The sequence below is a fragment of the Paraburkholderia sp. HD33-4 genome (genome assembly GCF_021390635.1).
GTDB lineage: Bacteria > Pseudomonadota > Gammaproteobacteria > Burkholderiales > Burkholderiaceae > Paraburkholderia.
In genome coordinates, this window is the sequence record NZ_JAJEJS010000003.1 from 1,208,071 (window position 1) to 1,224,625 (window position 16,555).

The window sequence follows — 16,555 nt, forward strand, 5'->3', positions numbered from 1 at the left end:
TTCCAGGTTCGTGCTACCTGTCGCGACGCGGTGCATGGGGTCTGCGGTTCGACAACAACTAGCCGAATCACATGCCTTCACCGCTCCATCATCGTGGTGTCAATGCGGGTGCCACGCTTGATGAAGAGCGTGACGGGCGTCTTCTCGCAGATCTCCGCGAGACGGGCCCGTTGGGCGGCGTCGAGAGGCGCATCCACGACGACGGCGCGGCGAACATACTGGTTGCCATCATGGTCCACATGTAAAGTGGTAGTCACGTCGATGGTGCCGTCGGGCCAGCCCTTGCGCTGCATGTACATGCGCAGCGTCGCGGACGTGCACGCGGCGAGTCCCGCAAGTACGAATTCGAAAGGGGCAGGGCCGCGATCCTGACCGCCTTCGTGCGGCCCCTCGTCGCCGGCAAGCGCATGCCTGCCAGCTTCGAGGGAGACGAGATAGTTGGGGGCATCGGCGGCAAGTCGCGCGGAGGCGGTGGCAAGTGGCATGGTATCTCCTCGTGACTGTACGCCCGCCGCGGCAGTGGCGGATTGCGGCGGAGCGCGTTCGGTTTCGCCGGTGGCGTGGGGCACCCGGCGCTGGCTGGAACGATTGTGCCATCGCCTGCGAGGCGGCGCGAAGCAGCCTGTACGATCCAGGGCTGCTTCGCGCCGTACTTCGGCTGCCAACTTAATCGGCGCTTTGCGAGAAGCGGGCCCGCATCAGGCCGGCGCCGTGTCATTTTCCTGCCGGCGCGATGTCGTTCGCGGCGCCACTCGCCATACGGCGTTACCGACGTCGTCAGCCACGAGCAAGGCTCCGTGTGCGTCCAGTGCGACGCCGACCGGGCGACCCACGGCGTGGCCGTCTGCGGTCAGAAAGCCGCTCAGGAAATTCTCGGGTACCCCAGCAGGTTCTCCATCGACAAATGGCACGAACACTACTTTGTAGCCGGTACGCGGTTTACGGTTCCACGCGTTCGGGACCCACATGCGTCTGCTAAATCGTCTCGCTGTTTCAATGGTTTTGCCGCTGGCCTCCTGCGCGATCGGACCGTCAGGTTCAAGCGATGCGGGTTTCGGCGCGTGGCCGGCCATGCCGGCTCAAACTGCGTCGTTGGTTCCGATGGTCAACATCGCGCCCATTCAGACGCGCCCCAACGGTTTCATGCCCACCGCCCCCACCGGCTTTTTCGTCACCGAGTTTGCCGGTGGCCTCACGCACCCGCGCTGGCTTTACACTGTTGATGTTCACGCAGAATTGACCCACTAAGGGGCGTAATTTTCATCGAATTTTGACCCACGTGATTGAATGTCCTGCTCAATCTTTGAGCAGGGGATACAGAGGTGATCACGGTGGGCATATTGGCCAAGATCAGGCGGATGTATTTCCGCGAGCAGGTCCCGCTGCGCGAGATTGCGAGGCGTACGGGCCTGTCCCGAAACACGGTGCGCAGCTGGCTGCGGCAGACCGATTCTGTCGAGCCGAAGTATCCAAAGCGCGTCAGTCCGAGCGTTGTTGACGAGTGGGCCGCACAGCTGACGGGCTGGCTGCGGGCGGACAGTCATCGCCCGAAGCGCGACCGGCGCACCGCGCGATTCATGTTCGAGGCGATCCGCGGCGAGGGTTACGCGGGCAGCTACGGCCGCGTCAGCGCGTTCGTGAGGCGCTGGCATGAGGAACAGGCCGAAGCGCCGCGCAGAAAGGCCTACGTGCCGCTCGCCTTCGAGCCCGGCGAAGCCTTCCAGTTCGACTGGAGCTGCGAATACGCCTTCATCGGCGGGCTGCGGCGGCGCCTCGAGGTTGCCCACGTCAAACTCAACGCCAGCCGCGCGTTCTGGCTCGTCGCCTATCCCACCCAGAGTCACGAGATGCTGTTCGACGCGCACGCCCGCGCATTCGCCGCATTCGGCGGTGTGCCCAGGCGCGGCATCTACGACAACATGAAGACCGCCGTGGACAAGGTTGGCCGCGGCAAGGAGCGCGCGGTCAACGCACGCTTCGAAGCGATGTGCAGCCACTATCTGTTCGAGCCAGAGTTCTGCAACCGGGCGGCAGGCTGGGAGAAAGGCATCGTCGAAAAGAATGTTCAGGACCGCCGACGGCAGATCTGGCACGAAGCGGCGCTACGGCGCTGGGAGACGCTGGAGATTCTGAACGAATGGGTCGCCGGCCAGTGTCGCGAAGCCTGGCACATGCGGCACCCGCAATGGCCCGAGCTGACAGTCGAGGACGTGTTGCAGGACGAGCGCACCCGGCTGATGCCCAACCCACGGCCGTTCGACGGCTACGTCGAGCAGACCCTGCGGGTTTCGTCGACCAGCCTGATCCACGTCCAGCGCAACCGCTACAGCGTGCCTACCGAGTACACGAACCAGCTGGTGAGCGTGCGCTGCTATCCGGCGTATCTCAGCGTCGTCGCCGACGCGCACGAGATCGCCCGCCACGAACGCAGCTTCGAGCGGCACATGACCTTTTACGACTGGCGACACTACATCACGCTGGTCGAGCGCAAACCCGGCGCACTGCGCAACGGTGCGCCCTTCATCACGATGCCGCAACCGCTGCAGCTATTGCAGCGGCACCTGCTCAAACACCCGGGCGGCGATCGCATCATGACGCAGGTGCTCGCCGCGGTGCGCGAACACGGACTCGATGCTGTGCTGCTCGCTGTGCAGGCTGCGCTGGATTCAGGGCGCCCCAGTGGGGAGCATGTCCTGAACGTGCTGAGCCGGCTGAAGGCGCCTGTCACGAGTGCCAGTCTCGCCACCACGAAACTCCAGCTCAAGGAAGAACCGGCGGCTGACGTGAATCGCTACGAGACGCTACGCGCCAACCCACCGGAGGATCGTCATGTCTAACGACATCATTGCCCAGCTCAAGGGCCTCAAACTGCACGGCATGGCGAGTACCTGGCCGGAGCTACTGGCACAGGCGCGTCACACTGACTTCGAGCCGGAGCGCTTCATGAAGCAGCTGTTGATGGCGGAAACCGCCGAACGGCAGGTCCGCTCGATCGCTTACCAGATGACCGCCGCACGCTTCCCGGCTCACCGCGACCTGAAAGGCTTCGACTTCGCACAGGCACAAGTTGATGAAGCGCTGATTCGTGAACTCAGCGAACTGTCGTTTCTCGCAAGCGCACACAACGTCGTGTTCATCGGCGGCCCCGGGCACGAGACATAATGCTCACCTCCCTATGTCATTGAAGATCAATGGATAATTGATTTGAGTTATCTGATTGCGGACGGTCCGCAGCTCGTCGCTCCAGATAATTGTCGACGTCCACCTGCTGGATGATCCATGGCGCACCCAGACAAGCCTGTGACGCCGGCAACCTCCCGACTCGAATCAGGCGGATGACGGTTGGCGCACTGATACCCAGCAGGGTGGCTACTTCTGTAACCGTCAGTTCGCGGCGCTCCTGCCGTTCGCCTTCGCGATATGCAGGGATTCGATGGTCCTTCCGCAGCGTGCAGATTCGCGCGGCGGTCCAGGTGTGGCCCTTCGCCGTCCGTTTGCCTAGTCGATTGATGACCGCCGCTACGCCTTGATCTGCCAACGTTCTCGCCAACGCGCGAACGATGTCTATCGTTGCGACATCGGTGGCCCAGCGATGCTCACCTGTGTGGTTCTTCTCGAACACGATCTCGGTGTGATCGCCTCCTTGCCAATGCACGAGTGCACGAATCGTGTCGTCCTGCTTTGTGGCAACGATCTCCTTGACGACCGTCCTAAGAATGCGTTTCTTGATCTCGACCGAACTGGCCGGGTGGTGCCATAGCCGGGGCAGGTCTTCACCGAGTCGCAGAAGTTCATCACGCGCGCCCGCACTCAGCGCCCTCGATGACTGTTCGCGCAGGAGGTCGAGTTCGGTCTGTATTTGCACCTGCGTCTTCAGCGTTTCATTCCACCGTCGCTCAAGTTCCGCCGCAACCAGCCGGTTCTCAGGATCAATCGCATCGTATTGCCGACGTGCTCGCGCAGCTTCATACCGCGCCTGTTCAAGTGCCAGCTCCTTGTGCCGCACGCGTTCGTCCTGCTCTGTTCGTGTACGTTCAATGGCCTCGAGTGATGCACGAATACCTAACGGTTGAAGTTGGCGCAAAACTTCTTCAGTAACGCGTTGATCAACACGAACCGCACCAAACGAAATGCAGCGAGGGCCACCATGATTGATCATGCTGCCCTGACAGTTGTACCGCGCGACGGTGCCTTTGGTGCCGGAATACGCAACGTGCAGCTTGCGCCCGCAGTGACCGCAACGAAGCAGTCCCGCCAGAAGCGAGCTCCCGCGCTTGACAGCGCCGCGGACCATGCTGCCCTTCATGTTCGCGTTATTGGTAATCAATTTGCGGTTCGCCTCGTACTCGTCCCAGCTAATGTAGCCCGCGTGGTGCTCGATGATCAAGGCCTGCCATTCCTCGCGCTGAAGGGGGTTGCCCGCAAACACTCGCTTGCGTCCGTTCACAATGCGAGCAATAGTCCGGGTCTTGCCAAACGCGTATGCGCCGCCATAAGTCGGATTCGTCAGGATGTGCAGAAGGGTGTTATAGACGGGAAGCTTCCATACAATGTGGCGACCGTCCGGGCCGTAGTTCACCGCGGGTAGCTCAATGCATTCCTGTCGAATCCATAGGAGGACCTGCCTGACGCTACCAAACTCGCGAAACTTCCGGAACGCCAGATCGAGCGCTTCCCGGACGCGGGTATCAGGATCCTTCTCGATACGATTTCCTTGTGCACGCACATAACCGATTGGCACCGACGTGAACAGTTCACCGCGTTTGGCTTTCTGATCAAGAGCCGCCTGTGAGCGTTGGCGAAACGTCGAAAGCTCCATCTCGGAAAGCGTGCCCTTCATGCCTAACAGGAGGCGATCGTTAGGCTGTCTCGGATCGTAAATTCCATCTTCGTCAATCAGCAGGCATCCTACAAGACGGCAGAATTCCAGAAGCGTGTGCCAGTCACGACCATTGCGCGCAAGACGCGAGGCTTCGATGCAGAATACGGCACCCACTTCGCCGCTGCACAGTGCCACCAATAGGCGCTCGAATCCGGGACGATGATTGCCAGAGCCGGAGCGACCCAGGTCGTCATCGATAACCGTCGCATCTGGCCAGCCAAGTCCGCGTGCGCGATCGGCAAGCCCGTATTGGCGCAACTGGCTCTCGCGATTGTGGTGGACCTGATCCAGCGTTGACTGACGGACGTACACGTATGCACGACGGGAAAGGTGTTCAGCGCCGATCTTGCTCATCACGCGCCTCCGCTTCGATGACGTCGATCAACGCGAACATCAGCAGCGCCAGTTGCGTCACCAGCTCGGCTTGCATCTCCTCTGATACTAACGCCTCCGGCACAGTTTCCTCGAACAGATCCTTCTGCCTCGTCATCTGGTTGCGCATCTTTGCCTCCCTCAGGTGTTACCGCCGCAAAGCACGATAACGCCGTGTCGACCAGGCGCAGAAGTTCGATCAGCACCGCATGAGGCAACTCCGGCTGGACGACGACAGACATGCGGGCAGCATCCTCGCCTGCCATCCACGGCGGAAGATGCGTCAGAGTGCCATCGGGCTGCCTGATAGTCAGATACGACTCGCCCCGGTAATTGTTCATCCCGATGACGGTTATCCGTTCACCGCAGCGAGGGTGAAACGGATAGCGGATGATCACATCATCGCAATGATGATGGGCAGTGTGTAGTGGGTTCGCCGGGCACTGGCAAGACGCACCTTGCCTCGGCAATCGGAATCGAGGCCGTACAGCGCCACGGCAAGCGTGTGCGTTACTTCTCAACTGTCGAGCTGACCAACGCCCTGGAGCAGGAGAAATCGGCGGGCAAACAAGGCCAGATCGCACACAAGCTGATGTACGTCGATCTGGTGATTCTCGATGAACTTGGCTATCTGCCGTTCAGCCAGACCGGTGGCGCATTGCTGTTCCACCTGCTGTCAAAGCTGTACGAGCATACGAGTGTCGCGATCACCACCAATCTCAGCTTCGGCGAGTGGGCAACGGTGTTCGGGGATGCAAAGATGACGACAGCGCTGCTGGACCGGGTTACGCATCATTGCCACATCGTCGAGACTGGCAACGAATCGTGGCGCTTCAGGACCAGTTCTGCCAAAGCGAAGGCAACGAGAAAAAGGGCAGCAAAACCGGCTGGAAACGAAGAGTTATCCACACCGGAATAGATGTACTACGCTGTCTCGAGGTGGGTCAAATTTAGATGAAAACGGTGGGTTAAGACTCCGTGAAAATCAACAGTCGTGCCGCGATGCGTCGCAATTTCATTCTTCCAGTTTCCTTCCGTAGCGCAATTATTTTTATTCCATCAAGGGCAAAGCATAACGCTGCGCCGACCTGCATTCAACGTAGGCCATCGCACACACGCAACTAACAGTCAACCGCACCCACCTGCGTCACTGGCTTCGCCCAAAACCCGTCTTCAGGAAGAGCGGTGGTCCCACTCTGCGCGCATGTGGCAGGGCGAATCCGGTCCGGATCCGATGAAGTCCCGGCGCAAACCTCGCGATCCGAGTGGGCTTCGAATATGCGAGAGTGCGATGTGGCGGCGAGGAATCAGAGGTGGGTCCGGACGTGAACAGGACACGCGCTCATCCGGTGTCGTCGCCGCTGCAGGCGAACGCCCGTGCGTCAGTGGCGCGCGAAATCCGCCACCGTGAGCTCGGGGCGTGCCTCGGGATGGGCGAGTATTTTCCGTTCGGCGATCGCCCGGATGCGGCCATAGCCGTCGCGAAAGGTTCTAAGGATGCGGGCGTCGCTGGCCCGTGGCTCGAGCCAGAAATACGCTTCCAGCGCGGCGATCGTGATCACGCACTCGATCGTGCTGTTTTGGCGCGTCAGACCAAACGCGACGCCGAGGCGGCTGGCGAGCACGTGCGGTTCAAGTTCAACGGTTTCAGCGGTTTCCATAGGCGGCAAGGACGGCGCTTTGCATCTGGTCACGGGGATTTTTGCACATGTGATGCATTTCAGGTATTGCGAAGTCGGTGTATTCAAGGACGCCGCGTTTGCCGCTTCGGACACGTGGAAGCCAGCTGTCTCAAAGCTGATTACACCAGGCTATCGGCGTCTATCAGTACCAAAAGCCTCCCCGATCTGCCGCGCCCGTTTCACTTCGTCACTGTGCAGATAGATCGACGTGGTCGAGACGGAGGCGTGCCGCAGGTTGTCCCGCACAGTCGTCAGTTCGGCGCCGCGGGAAAGCGCGTGGGTCGCGTGGGTGTGGCGCATCCAGTGTGTGCTGGCCGCTCGGAGTTTGGCTGCCAAAGGCGGATGGTCGGCCTCGATGTCGGCCGCCGCGAGCAAAAAGAAGCGCTTGAGCACACTCCACAACCGCACGCTGCTGATCGTCGCGGCGCGGTCGGTTTTGAGGCTGCCGATGACCGGTGTCTGCGGATGCCACTGCGCCGGCACAACTGGCAGTCCCCGTTCGGCCAGATAGTGCGACAGCGCGTCCCACGCGAGCGGCGGCAGCGCGACCATCGCGACCTTCCTGCCCTTGCCGGTCACCTGCAGCCAGTGGTCGTTGCGCGCATCGGTCCTGATGTCTTTGAGCGTGGCGCCGACCAGCTCGCTCGCGCGCAGGCCCGTTGCGTAGGCGAAATCCAGCAGGAAGCGCAGGCGCTGCGCCGCCGCCTTGCTCCAGCCGGACGACGGTGCACCGGAAGCGGCCGCTTCCGCATACTCAAGGCCATCGGCGATGGTCCGCACCAGCGCCCATTCGCCTTCGGTGAAGGCATGCGATGCATCGAGCGTCGCTGCGCCGTTGCTACCCCGCACTTTCACGCCCGCGAACGGATTGGCGAGCACGTAGCGCTGCTCGATGAGCCAGCGAAACAGGGCGCCGAGGATCGATAGCGCATGTGCGGCCGAGCGGTCCGACAGGTTGCCGTTGAACGGGCGCCAGTCAGGTGACGTCCGTGGCCGCACCGGGCCGATCCATCGCGCTCGCGGCGATGGATGGCGGAGAAACGTGCGGTAGGCGATCGCATCTTCGGTCGTCAGCGACGACAGTGCGCGGCCGCGCTCGACGATTGCCCAGAGGATCAGGCGCTCGGCCTCCTTGCGGTAAGTGCGCCGCGTGGCAGACGACTCCTGTAGCGCGAGCCAGGTCTGCACGGCCTCATAGTCGTTTGACGCGTCCAGCGTGCAGGTCGCGACTGGCGCGCGGAAGGTGCCGCTGGTACCGTCGACCTCGTGCGGCAGCTTCAGGGTTTCCCACGGCACGATGTCGCTGTGCTGGCTCGAGACGACCAGCGCGCGGGCTTTTCCGGTGAGGGCGGGCCACGCAGCAAAGAACTGTTCGATCGCGCGCGCACTCGCCGCGCCGAGACCGGGCACGGCTTTCCACCATTGCCGCCGCCGCGGAATGCGCACGGTCAGGTCGGCCAGCGTCGTGATGCCGTGCTCGCGCAGCACGCGCACCGCGCGCGGGGAAAGCCATTGCGCGATGTCGTCAGTGATCTGCGGCACGGCCGGCCGCGCGGTGCGGAGGACCTCGATGACGTGCGCAACGGTTTTCGCGTGCTGTTCGCGCCCGTCAGTGGGATGATCGAGCAGGGCGGCGAGATCGGCGCGATGAAGCGCTCGTGCGGCGGCAAGCAGCTTCCGACGGATTTTCCCGAGCACGCCGCGCGCGGACCGGCCGTCACCCAGGGCCGCAGGCAGGTAGCGCGCCACCGCCTGCCGCACCGGCAGGCCTGCGTACCACGCGCGCAGCACGGCGAGTTCGTCGGCATTGGGAAAACCGGGAGGGACAGCGAGGGCCGGGGCGGACCTCAAAGTGTGGCGCATTGTCATAACGCCAAGTTTAACGTGAAAACGGAGGCCTTATGATAAGAAGACTTATCTTAATGGCACGATCAGGTTTCACTTTTCCTGGGAAAACTCGCCGCCGCTCACACAAGTAAAGTTGTTAATAGATTTCAACTAATGTTGATAACACCGCCGTCTAGCCGTTGCAGCACCGAGAGCACAGTGACGTTCAATCGGCCGCTCACGTCCAGTGGGGGGTATCAGGCGTTTACGCCGCGGTCCCACGCCAGATTTCCGCATAGGAAAACGAGAGCTTCGCGTTCATTGCTTAACAACGTTAGTTGAAATCGCACAGTAGATAACAAGATTAGTTGAAATTCTCCGTGCGATGATAACAACATTAGTTGAATTCAAAGTCTGCGGAAACGGTTGTCCAGTAAGGGATTGCGGCAATCCATCCGGTGGTAGGAATGCTACCAACTTTACTTGTGCAAGCGCCGTTCGCTCACGCAAGTAAGTTGTGTCTAAACTGCAGGTAAATCCATCGGCTCAGGGCGCTCCGAATATCGATCCTGTGGCGATTCGAGTTCGATGGCGAACGGTTGGTCGAACGCGTCAGAGTTACTGGAAGCCGCGGATACGGACGCACTGGTAGCGGCGGGCCGCGTTGGCCAGCGCCGGTGCGGAACGCCAAAAGCCGTCGGAATGCGAGAAGCCGACAGGCCGCCGCGTATTTTCAGTCGAGAACGCCGTGTCATCGGGAGCCTCCGCCGTCGCGTCGACCACTTCCACACAAGATTGGCTGATATCACGCATTACGACACACCTTTGCTTGCGGGGGCGCTTCAGTTGCCCAAGCAGATCACGGCTCGTCTGTCTTCCGCCTTGCCTCGGATTTTGAATCGGCGTGTAATGAAACATGCCCCAAAGACTAGGAGGGGGTAATGCGCTGCACGAGCTGCGGCTTCGAGAATCCGACGGACGCAAATTTCTGTGAGGAATGCGGCGCCGCTTTGACCCCGGTCTGCCCGGCGTGCGGACGCGCGTCGACTTCTACGGCGAGGTTCTGTGCTGGATGCGGCGCGCCAATGACCGTTGCATCGGTTCGTGGCCTCGCGCAATCTGTCAGCGCATCAGTCCCTATTCAATACACGCCACGGCACCTGGTCGAGCGGATCCTGGCCGAACAGGCGACGATGGAAGCGCGAGGCTCGTCGTTCGGCGAACGCAAGACGATCACCGCGCTCTTTGCCGACATGGCGGGGTCGACAGCATTGATCCGGGACCTGGACCCGGAAGAGGCCCAGCGTCTGATTGACCCCGTGATCGCGCTCATGATGGAGGCGGTGCACCATTACGAGGGCTACGTCGCCAAGTCCCTCGGCGATGGCATCCTGGCGTTGTTTGGCGCCCCACTGGCCCATGAGGATCATGCTCAGCGAGCCGTCTATGCAGCGCTGCGCATGCAGGAAGCCATGCGCCACCACAGCGATCGCGTGCGCCTTGAATTCGGCATCGCGCTGCAGATTCGGGTCGGCATTCATACCGGCGAGGTCGTTGTGCGTTCGATCCGCAAAGACGACCTGCACACCGATTACGACCCAGTCGGTCACACGGTCCATATCGCATCGCGGATGGAAAGTACCGCTACGCCTGCGACGACGCTGGTGAGCGAGTCTACTCATAAGTTGACTGAGGGCTACTTTGTGTTCAAGGCGCTGGGGACCACCCGCGTCAAGGGCCTGCAGGACCCACTCCTGGTCTATGAAGTGGTCGGACCGGGGCCGTTGCGCACACGTCTGCAAGTGGCCGTGCACCGGGGATTGGCCAGCTTCGTCGGCCGCGTCTCCGAACTGGCCCAACTGGAATCGGCATGGGGCCGTGTGCAAGCCGGGCACGGCCAGATTGTTGGCGTGGTCGGGGAGGCTGGGGTCGGCAAGTCCCGGCTTTTCCTTGAGTTCAAGGTCCGTGCGCAGCCCGGCAGCGCCCTGGTACTCGAAACGTTTTCGGTGTCGCACGGCAAGGCGTTTGCCTACTTACCGCTGATCGAGCTGCTGAAGAACTACTTCCAGATCACCCCCCGGGACGTGGAGCGCACCTGCCGCGAGAAGGTCGTGGGCAAAGTGCTGACTCTCGACCGAACGCTCGAGGAGCTCCTGCCCTATGTGCTGTATCTCCTCGGCATCGAGGAGCAGGGTTCGGTCTTGCCAGCCATGGATCCCCAGATCCGGCGGGAGCGTACCTTCGACGCGATCACGCGCCTTCTGGTGCGCGAAAGCGTCAATCAGCCCGTGCAGGTGCTGTTTGATGACCTGCAGTGGCTGGACCGCGAAACGGAGGCGTTTCTCAATGCGCTCATTGAGCGCGTGCCCAACGCCGGGATACTGTTATTGCTGAATTTCCGGACGGAGTATCGGCCGGGTTGGCGCCAGAACAGTGATTACGCTCAGTTGAGGCTTGATCCTCTGGGGCAGGTTGAATCCGTAGCACTGCTCATCACATTGTTGGGGGAAGACGCTTCGCTTGCGCATCTCAAGAGGCTGATTCTGGACAAAACTGACGGCAACCCGTTCTTCATGGAGGAGGTGGTACAGACGCTCGTCGAGGAAAAAGTCCTGCTCGGCGAGCCCGGGCGGTACCGCGTCGAAGTGGCATCCGACACATTCCAGATCCCGACCACCGTGAAAGGCGTACTCGCCGCCCGCGTGGATCGCCTCGATCCTGCGGAGAAGGCGTTATTGCAAACGCTCGCCGTGATCGGCACGGAGTTTACGTGGAGCCTCGTGCGGCAGGTCGCCGGCCAGCCGGAAGATCGCTTGCGCTATCTGCTGGCCACGCTTCAGGCCAGCGATTTCATCTACGAGCGGCCAGCGTTTCCAGAGGTCGAGTACGCCTTCAAGCATTCGCTTACACAGGAAGTGGCAGGCCAGGCGTTGCTGAGTGAGCAACGTAGCGCACTGCATGAACGAACTGCGCAGGCGATCGAGGTGTTGTACCGCCAACGACTGGGTAGCCATTGCAGCGATCTTGCACACCACTATAGCTTGAGTGGCAACATTCCCAAGGCGGTGGAATATCTTCTCAGCGCCGGGAGCCAGGCGCTCGAGCGATCGGCACATCTTGAAGCCATCTCGCATCTGAATAATGCGCTCGAGCTACTCAAGCGGCTGCCCGATACGCCCGAGCGTGCCAACCAGGAACTCGCGTTGCGTATTACGCTCGGCCCGGCGTTGATTGCGGCGAAAGGTTACGCGTCCCCCGAGGTGGAAGCGACCTTCAGCCGGGCGCTTGCTCTGTCCGAGCAGGGCGGGGAAACGCGGCAGATCTTTCAGGCGAAATTGGGTCTACGCACGTTTTACACCCTGCGTGCGGAGCACCAGACTTCATACCAATTAGGTGAAAGCCTGCTCAGTCTGGCTGAGCGTGCACAGGATCCGGAGTTGATTGGACAGGCCAATTTCGTCCTGGGTACCAGTTCGTTCCATTTGGGCGACCCTGTCAAGGCACGGGCACATCTGGAGCGAGGGCTTGCCACCATTGACCGTGAACACCATACCGCCACGTCCTTCCTGCTTGGACAGGACCCAGCGGTACACGGGCTCATCGCAGCGGCCAGGACCCTGTGGTACCTGGGTTGTCCAGACCAGGCCGCCAGGCGCGTCCAGGAAGCCCTGACGTTGGCCAGGAAGCTGTCTCATCCCTATAGCATGGCGCTCGCGCTCGCCCTTGCCGCCGAAGTGTATCAGTGCCGCCGTGAGGCTCAACTCGCGGAGGAGTTCGCCGAAGCGGCCATCGCACTTTCGACGGAGCAGGGGTTTCCGTACTGGTCGGCCTGGGGAGGAATATTGCGGGGGTGGGCGCTAGCCGAGCAAGGCAGCCCCGCCGAAGGCATTGATCAAATCCACAAAGGCCTGAGCGCCTGCGTGGCCACGGGTGCTGCGCTGGCGCGCCCTTACGAGTTGGCGCTGCTCGCACAGGCATATTTCAAAGCGGGACAGGTGTCGGCGGCACTGGAGACGCTGACTGAGGCGTTGGACATCGCTATTCGGACAGGGGAACGGTATTTTCTCGCTGAATTGCATCGGCTCAGAGGCGAACTGCTGTCGTGCCACGTACCTGAGCAGTCCAGAGATTCGTCGTACTACGAAGAATTGGAAGCGTGTTTCCTTGAAGCCATTTCGATTGCGAGCAGCCAAGGTGCAAGATCGCTCGAATTACGTGCAGTGTCGAGTCTCGCACGGCTATGGCGAGGCCGGCGAAGAGGGGAGAGCGCTCGACAGAGGCTTTCTGCGATCCTTTGCTCTTTCAAGGAGGGTTTTGGAACGGCTGACTTGCAAGAGGCCAAAGCGCTATTCGATACGCTTGCGTAACATCAAAATCCTACCCAATACCGCGCTCACGCCATCGTTTCATTGAAGTGGTCAAGCGCCGGTTGCGCAACTCCGCAGGTGATGTTTTCGTATGCTATACGGCGTTGTTCTCGAAGACGTTCGGACCGTTTTCGCGGGGGCAATCGATTTGTCGGGTGCGGAGCCTTGTGCCTTTCGCGCGACACCGAAAGACATCATTCCAATGGCCGGTGTACTTCGGAACTTGCCGGATGCCCGACAATCCGACGTTGCCTCCGGCATCGACACCGCGTACTCCCGCACAATCCGGCCGCGTCGTTGCGCGGACCGGCTGCGCCGCAACGCCCTATAATACATAGGGGACGGTCTGGCGAATGAACGCTCCGGGGTATAGCTATGATCAATGCGGATCTTGGGCAACAGTTTGAGGGCTATGTCGCGAAGTTGGTTGAGTCAGGTCGTTACGGCTCTGAAAGTGAGGTTTTGCGCGAAGGCGTGAAGCTCATTCAGGATCGCGAACTGCAACTCAAGGCGCTGGATGCGATCATCGATCGCGGCATTGTCGATTCGGAGGCCGGTAGGGGCAAGCCCGCCAGGGACGTGTTCGACCGACTTGAAGCAAAGTACCATGCGATGGCGAGTTCGAGGCAATGATTGTTCAGATTCTTCCTGACGCGGAGGCCGACCTTGAGGCGATCGGCGATTACCTGGCTCGCGACAATCCCCGTCGTGCGCTGAGTTTCGCGCGCGAGCTGCATGACAAGTGCCGGCGGCTTGTCGACGTGTACCTTGCATTCCCGATCGTCCCGCGCTACGAAGACCTCGGTGTGCGTCACCAGGTTCACGGCGGTCACCAGATTTTCTATCGTGTCGTTGGCGAGCCTCCCGAGCGCATCGACGTTATTCACGTCCTGCACAGTGCGCGCAACTACTCCGCGATACTGTTTCACTGACTTTGCGTGAGCCATCCGACGGCGCTCCGATCGCTTCCGCGGGCATGGCCTTGCTCAGGAACGGCGACGTTCTGCGCAAACGCTTGCCTTTGCCGATTGCCTGCCCATACCTTACTGTCCATCGTGGAATGCAAATGCCCGCATACGTGAAACCGCGCTTGCTTTGACATTTCCGACGGGGGCACCCGCCGACAGGTGTTCCGGATGCCATTGAACTGTCCATGGGCGAGGGCTACTGCGCCTGCGCACCACGAAGGCATTTCGTACCTGATCGGCGTCTCGTTAGCGGGTCGCGCGGTGTCGTTCAAACGCGGACTGGCACGAAACGCATCGGGCCGTGTAGGGCGCGGCGGCAAGTCGCTCATAACCGATCGGCTCCCCGCACTCGACGCATGCGCCGTAGAGTCCGGCGGCGATGCTTGCCAGCGCTCGGTCGATCTGCTGCAGTTCATGGAAATCGTGCCGCGCAAGGGCATCGCGCAACTCTTCGCCCGCCTTGCGCGATGCGGTCTCGTCGGGATGCGACTCGGAGCCCAGCGCTTCGGGCGGTCGGGCTCCGGCGAGATCCCCATATTCGCCACGCAGCGTCGCCAGCAACTCACGACGGCGCTCGCAGAGCCATTCTTGTAACAGCATGAGTTCGGAAGAGGTGAGGGTGATCATGGACAGGTTTGATGTGTTCTGTAACGCTACGCACAACGGTGGAATCGCGAGGGCCTTCGGTCTGACTGCATGCCCACCGAGTTAGAATTTAACTCGGGCGCGATTCGAGTCCCACCGGCATGCGTCAAGTATAGGTTTTGCGGAGGGGCAGTATCGACCCGTCGTGCGCGAAGGCTTATGAGGCGGTCAGATATGGGGGCGGGAAGGGCCTGCGCCCCTGCCGCGGCCCTAGGATTTCCGGAGTGTTTTTGAGGAGATTGTCATGTCTCGCGAGTCCGAATGGGTCAAGTTCGTGCTCCACGAGGAATTTCCGTCTGATGTCGAATTCCTTGAAGGGAGCGTGCCGAACCATGTCGTTGTCGAATGGCCGGTGGTCGGATCCGATGACGCTCCGCGACACAACGCGCCCTTCGTCATTGTCATCAATACGGAGCTGATCGACCGCTACGAAAGCAGCAACCAACAGGAGCAGACGGGGATCGCGTCGCGTGTTCGCGAAATCGTGCAGCAACGAGGCGCTCACTATGAGGCTTCTTCTCCGGCCGACATAGTCGAACCTTTTGTCGTCGGGATTGACGAGGGTGACCTCTAGGATCCATCCACCGTTCTGCGTCCGGGAACCTGGGCGCCCCGCATGACAGGGCTCTACCATGTCTCATACCTCATTTGTTCACGCTCACGCTGCCCACGCCAGTTGGCGGGTGGCACTGGCCGAGTGCCAGAGGCAGGTTCAAGCCCAAATGAAGGCGCGTGGGGCACAGCAAGATGAATCCGGACCGTTCACCCTCGGCTGGTGCTACCTGAGCGACTATTACGCTCCGGCGTCCGAAGCCATCCTCGATGAACTGCACCGGACTCTGCCAGGCGTTGCCTGGGTCGGCACGGCCGGTGTCGGCGTGGCCGCCAGTGGCATCGAATACATCGACGAACCGGCTCTGGTCTTGATGGTTGCGCCGCTGCCTCGAGGCTCGTTCCGGATATTTTCAGGTCGGCAGCCACTGCCAGCGCCATCCTCCGGGTTCGAGCCGTATACCGCATTGGTTCATGCTGAGGGCAGTACGCCGGACGTCCAGGAATTACTTCACGAGCTGAGCGAACGCACGACCAGTGGTTACCTTTTCGGCGGGCTGTCCTCGGCGCGAAACCGTCCACTTCACATCGCGGACGGCGTGTTCACCGGGGGGCTGTCAGGCGTACTTTTTGGCCCGGAGGTCGGTCTGATCTCACGCGTGACGCAGGGCTGCCAGCCCATCGGGCCAGTGCGCACCATCAGCCGGGCCGAACACAATCTGGTGGTCACGCTGGATGGCGAGCCCGCACTCGATAGCGTGTTGAAAGATCTCGGACTCGACCGGGATCTGCCAGCCGATGCGTTGTCGCGGGCGCTGTCGACCACCCTGGTGGGCTTGAGCATCGGCGCCGAGGACGTACCGAAGTGGCCCGGAAAATTCGGCGCGGATACACGCGTGCGGCACATTGTCGGCGTGGACCTCCAGCGCCGGGTCCTGGCCGTCGCGGATCTGGTCGAGCCCGGGATGAATCTCGCGTTCTGCACGCGCAACGCCGAAGCCGCCAGGCTCGATCTGGCGCGCATTGCAATGGAAATCCGCGCGGAACTGGAGAGCGGCCCAGAGAAGCACCTGTCGGGCGCGCTATACGTCAGTTGCTCGGGACGAGGCGGCCCGCACTTCGGAGCACGGCATGCGGAGTTGCAGACGGTGCGAAACGCGCTTGGCGACGTTCCGCTGGTCGGATTTTTCGCTGGTGGCGAGATCGCGAAGAATCACCTTTACGGCTATACCGGGATATTGACGGTCTTCACCGGGTAGC

The 16,555-nt window shown here is 61.3% G+C and carries 14 protein-coding genes and 3 pseudogenes; 9 read left to right on the forward strand and 8 right to left on the reverse strand.

Annotated features, from left to right (window positions below; translation table 11 throughout):
* Nucleotides 1–77: 77 nt before the first annotated feature.
* Together L0U84_RS40020 and L0U84_RS40025 are read right to left on the reverse strand one after the other, a co-directional pair.
* Complete coding sequence (locus L0U84_RS40020; protein WP_233859224.1) at nucleotides 78–485, reverse strand: OsmC family protein; 408 nt, start codon at nucleotides 483–485, stop codon at nucleotides 78–80.
* A 213-nt stretch (nucleotides 486–698) separates the two neighbouring features.
* Nucleotides 699–953, reverse strand: a pseudogene (locus L0U84_RS40025) (sorbosone dehydrogenase family protein); the annotation flags it as partial.
* A 13-nt stretch (nucleotides 954–966) separates the two neighbouring features.
* On the opposite strand from L0U84_RS40025, the gene L0U84_RS40030 reads away from it, so the two are divergent.
* The 3 genes and pseudogenes from L0U84_RS40030 to L0U84_RS40040 form a co-directional block, all read left to right on the forward strand.
* Nucleotides 967–1,248 (forward strand): hypothetical protein, encoded by a 282-nt coding sequence (locus tag L0U84_RS40030; protein ID WP_233859225.1) that lies wholly within the window; start codon nucleotides 967–969, stop codon nucleotides 1,246–1,248.
* Between the two features lie 110 nt (nucleotides 1,249–1,358).
* A complete protein-coding gene (gene istA / locus L0U84_RS40035; RefSeq protein ID WP_267939715.1) occupies nucleotides 1,359–2,837 on the forward strand; it encodes an IS21 family transposase in 1,479 nt (492 codons plus the stop codon).
* Nucleotides 2,830–3,150 (forward strand): annotated as a pseudogene (locus L0U84_RS40040) (ATP-binding protein); the annotation flags it as partial. The gene istA and the pseudogene L0U84_RS40040, both read left to right, overlap by 8 nt.
* Before the next feature lie 28 nt (nucleotides 3,151–3,178).
* Here the strand turns inward: L0U84_RS40040 and L0U84_RS40045 are convergent.
* On the reverse strand, nucleotides 3,179–5,236 hold the full coding sequence (locus tag L0U84_RS40045) for a recombinase family protein (protein WP_233845960.1): 2,058 nt from the start codon (nucleotides 5,234–5,236) through the stop codon (nucleotides 3,179–3,181).
* Nucleotides 5,217–5,384, reverse strand: a complete 168-nt coding sequence (locus L0U84_RS40050) for a hypothetical protein (RefSeq protein ID WP_011493047.1) — start codon at nucleotides 5,382–5,384, stop codon at nucleotides 5,217–5,219. Before L0U84_RS40050 ends, L0U84_RS40045 begins: the two co-directional genes overlap by 20 nt.
* A 294-nt stretch (nucleotides 5,385–5,678) precedes the next feature.
* On the opposite strand from L0U84_RS40050, the pseudogene L0U84_RS40055 reads away from it, so the two are divergent.
* Nucleotides 5,679–6,173 (forward strand): annotated as a pseudogene (locus tag L0U84_RS40055) (ATP-binding protein); the annotation flags it as partial.
* Between the two features lie 463 nt (nucleotides 6,174–6,636).
* Here the strand turns inward: L0U84_RS40055 and L0U84_RS40060 are convergent.
* The 3 genes from L0U84_RS40060 to L0U84_RS40070 form a co-directional block, all read right to left on the reverse strand.
* Nucleotides 6,637–6,915, reverse strand: a complete 279-nt coding sequence (locus L0U84_RS40060) for a DUF1488 family protein (protein ID WP_233859226.1) — start codon at nucleotides 6,913–6,915, stop codon at nucleotides 6,637–6,639.
* Nucleotides 6,916–7,065: 150 nt separating this feature from the next.
* Nucleotides 7,066–8,805 (reverse strand): site-specific integrase, encoded by a 1,740-nt coding sequence (locus L0U84_RS40065; RefSeq protein ID WP_233859229.1) that lies wholly within the window; start codon nucleotides 8,803–8,805, stop codon nucleotides 7,066–7,068.
* A gap of 576 nt (nucleotides 8,806–9,381) precedes the next feature.
* The gene (locus L0U84_RS40070) at nucleotides 9,382–9,576 is read right to left on the reverse strand and encodes a hypothetical protein (protein WP_233859230.1); all 195 of its coding nucleotides are present in this window, start codon (nucleotides 9,574–9,576) and stop codon (nucleotides 9,382–9,384) included.
* Nucleotides 9,577–9,704: 128 nt separating this feature from the next.
* On the opposite strand from L0U84_RS40070, the gene L0U84_RS40075 reads away from it, so the two are divergent.
* The 3 genes from L0U84_RS40075 (at nucleotide 9,705) to L0U84_RS40085 (ending at nucleotide 14,062) form a co-directional block, all read left to right on the forward strand.
* Complete coding sequence (locus L0U84_RS40075) at nucleotides 9,705–13,130, forward strand: adenylate/guanylate cyclase domain-containing protein (protein ID WP_233859232.1); 3,426 nt, start codon at nucleotides 9,705–9,707, stop codon at nucleotides 13,128–13,130.
* A gap of 375 nt (nucleotides 13,131–13,505) precedes the next feature.
* Nucleotides 13,506–13,763 (forward strand): type II toxin-antitoxin system ParD family antitoxin, encoded by a 258-nt coding sequence (locus L0U84_RS40080; protein WP_233859234.1) that lies wholly within the window; start codon nucleotides 13,506–13,508, stop codon nucleotides 13,761–13,763.
* The gene (locus L0U84_RS40085) at nucleotides 13,760–14,062 is read left to right on the forward strand and encodes a type II toxin-antitoxin system RelE/ParE family toxin (protein WP_233859236.1); all 303 of its coding nucleotides are present in this window, start codon (nucleotides 13,760–13,762) and stop codon (nucleotides 14,060–14,062) included. The genes L0U84_RS40080 and L0U84_RS40085 overlap by 4 nt, the downstream gene beginning before the upstream one ends.
* A 282-nt stretch (nucleotides 14,063–14,344) precedes the next feature.
* On the opposite strand, the gene L0U84_RS40090 is transcribed toward L0U84_RS40085, so the two are convergent.
* Nucleotides 14,345–14,725 (reverse strand): TraR/DksA family transcriptional regulator, encoded by a 381-nt coding sequence (locus tag L0U84_RS40090; RefSeq protein ID WP_233859238.1) that lies wholly within the window; start codon nucleotides 14,723–14,725, stop codon nucleotides 14,345–14,347.
* A 262-nt stretch (nucleotides 14,726–14,987) separates the two neighbouring features.
* Between L0U84_RS40090 and L0U84_RS40095 the strand changes: the two genes are divergently transcribed.
* The gene (locus L0U84_RS40095) at nucleotides 14,988–15,317 is read left to right on the forward strand and encodes a hypothetical protein (RefSeq protein ID WP_233859240.1); all 330 of its coding nucleotides are present in this window, start codon (nucleotides 14,988–14,990) and stop codon (nucleotides 15,315–15,317) included.
* Nucleotides 15,318–15,375: 58 nt separating this feature from the next.
* Nucleotides 15,376–16,554, forward strand: a complete 1,179-nt coding sequence (locus L0U84_RS40100) for an FIST signal transduction protein (protein WP_233859242.1) — start codon at nucleotides 15,376–15,378, stop codon at nucleotides 16,552–16,554.
* Nucleotide 16,555 lies beyond the last annotated feature (1 nt).

Coding starts and splice junctions, on each gene's coding strand:
- L0U84_RS40020 (WP_233859224.1), bottom strand. CDS start 485: ATGCCACTTGCCACCGCCTCCGCGCGACTTGCCGCCGATGCCCCCAAC.
- L0U84_RS40030 (WP_233859225.1), top strand. CDS start 967: ATGCGTCTGCTAAATCGTCTCGCTGTTTCAATGGTTTTGCCGCTGGCC.
- istA (WP_267939715.1), top strand. CDS start 1,359: ATGTATTTCCGCGAGCAGGTCCCGCTGCGCGAGATTGCGAGGCGTACG.
- L0U84_RS40045 (WP_233845960.1), bottom strand. CDS start 5,236: ATGAGCAAGATCGGCGCTGAACACCTTTCCCGTCGTGCATACGTGTAC.
- L0U84_RS40050 (WP_011493047.1), bottom strand. CDS start 5,384: ATGCGCAACCAGATGACGAGGCAGAAGGATCTGTTCGAGGAAACTGTG.
- L0U84_RS40060 (WP_233859226.1), bottom strand. CDS start 6,915: ATGGAAACCGCTGAAACCGTTGAACTTGAACCGCACGTGCTCGCCAGC.
- L0U84_RS40065 (WP_233859229.1), bottom strand. CDS start 8,805: ATGACAATGCGCCACACTTTGAGGTCCGCCCCGGCCCTCGCTGTCCCT.
- L0U84_RS40070 (WP_233859230.1), bottom strand. CDS start 9,576: ATGCGTGATATCAGCCAATCTTGTGTGGAAGTGGTCGACGCGACGGCG.
- L0U84_RS40075 (WP_233859232.1), top strand. CDS start 9,705: ATGCGCTGCACGAGCTGCGGCTTCGAGAATCCGACGGACGCAAATTTC.
- L0U84_RS40080 (WP_233859234.1), top strand. CDS start 13,506: ATGATCAATGCGGATCTTGGGCAACAGTTTGAGGGCTATGTCGCGAAG.
- L0U84_RS40085 (WP_233859236.1), top strand. CDS start 13,760: ATGATTGTTCAGATTCTTCCTGACGCGGAGGCCGACCTTGAGGCGATC.
- L0U84_RS40090 (WP_233859238.1), bottom strand. CDS start 14,725: ATGATCACCCTCACCTCTTCCGAACTCATGCTGTTACAAGAATGGCTC.
- L0U84_RS40095 (WP_233859240.1), top strand. CDS start 14,988: ATGTCTCGCGAGTCCGAATGGGTCAAGTTCGTGCTCCACGAGGAATTT.
- L0U84_RS40100 (WP_233859242.1), top strand. CDS start 15,376: ATGTCTCATACCTCATTTGTTCACGCTCACGCTGCCCACGCCAGTTGG.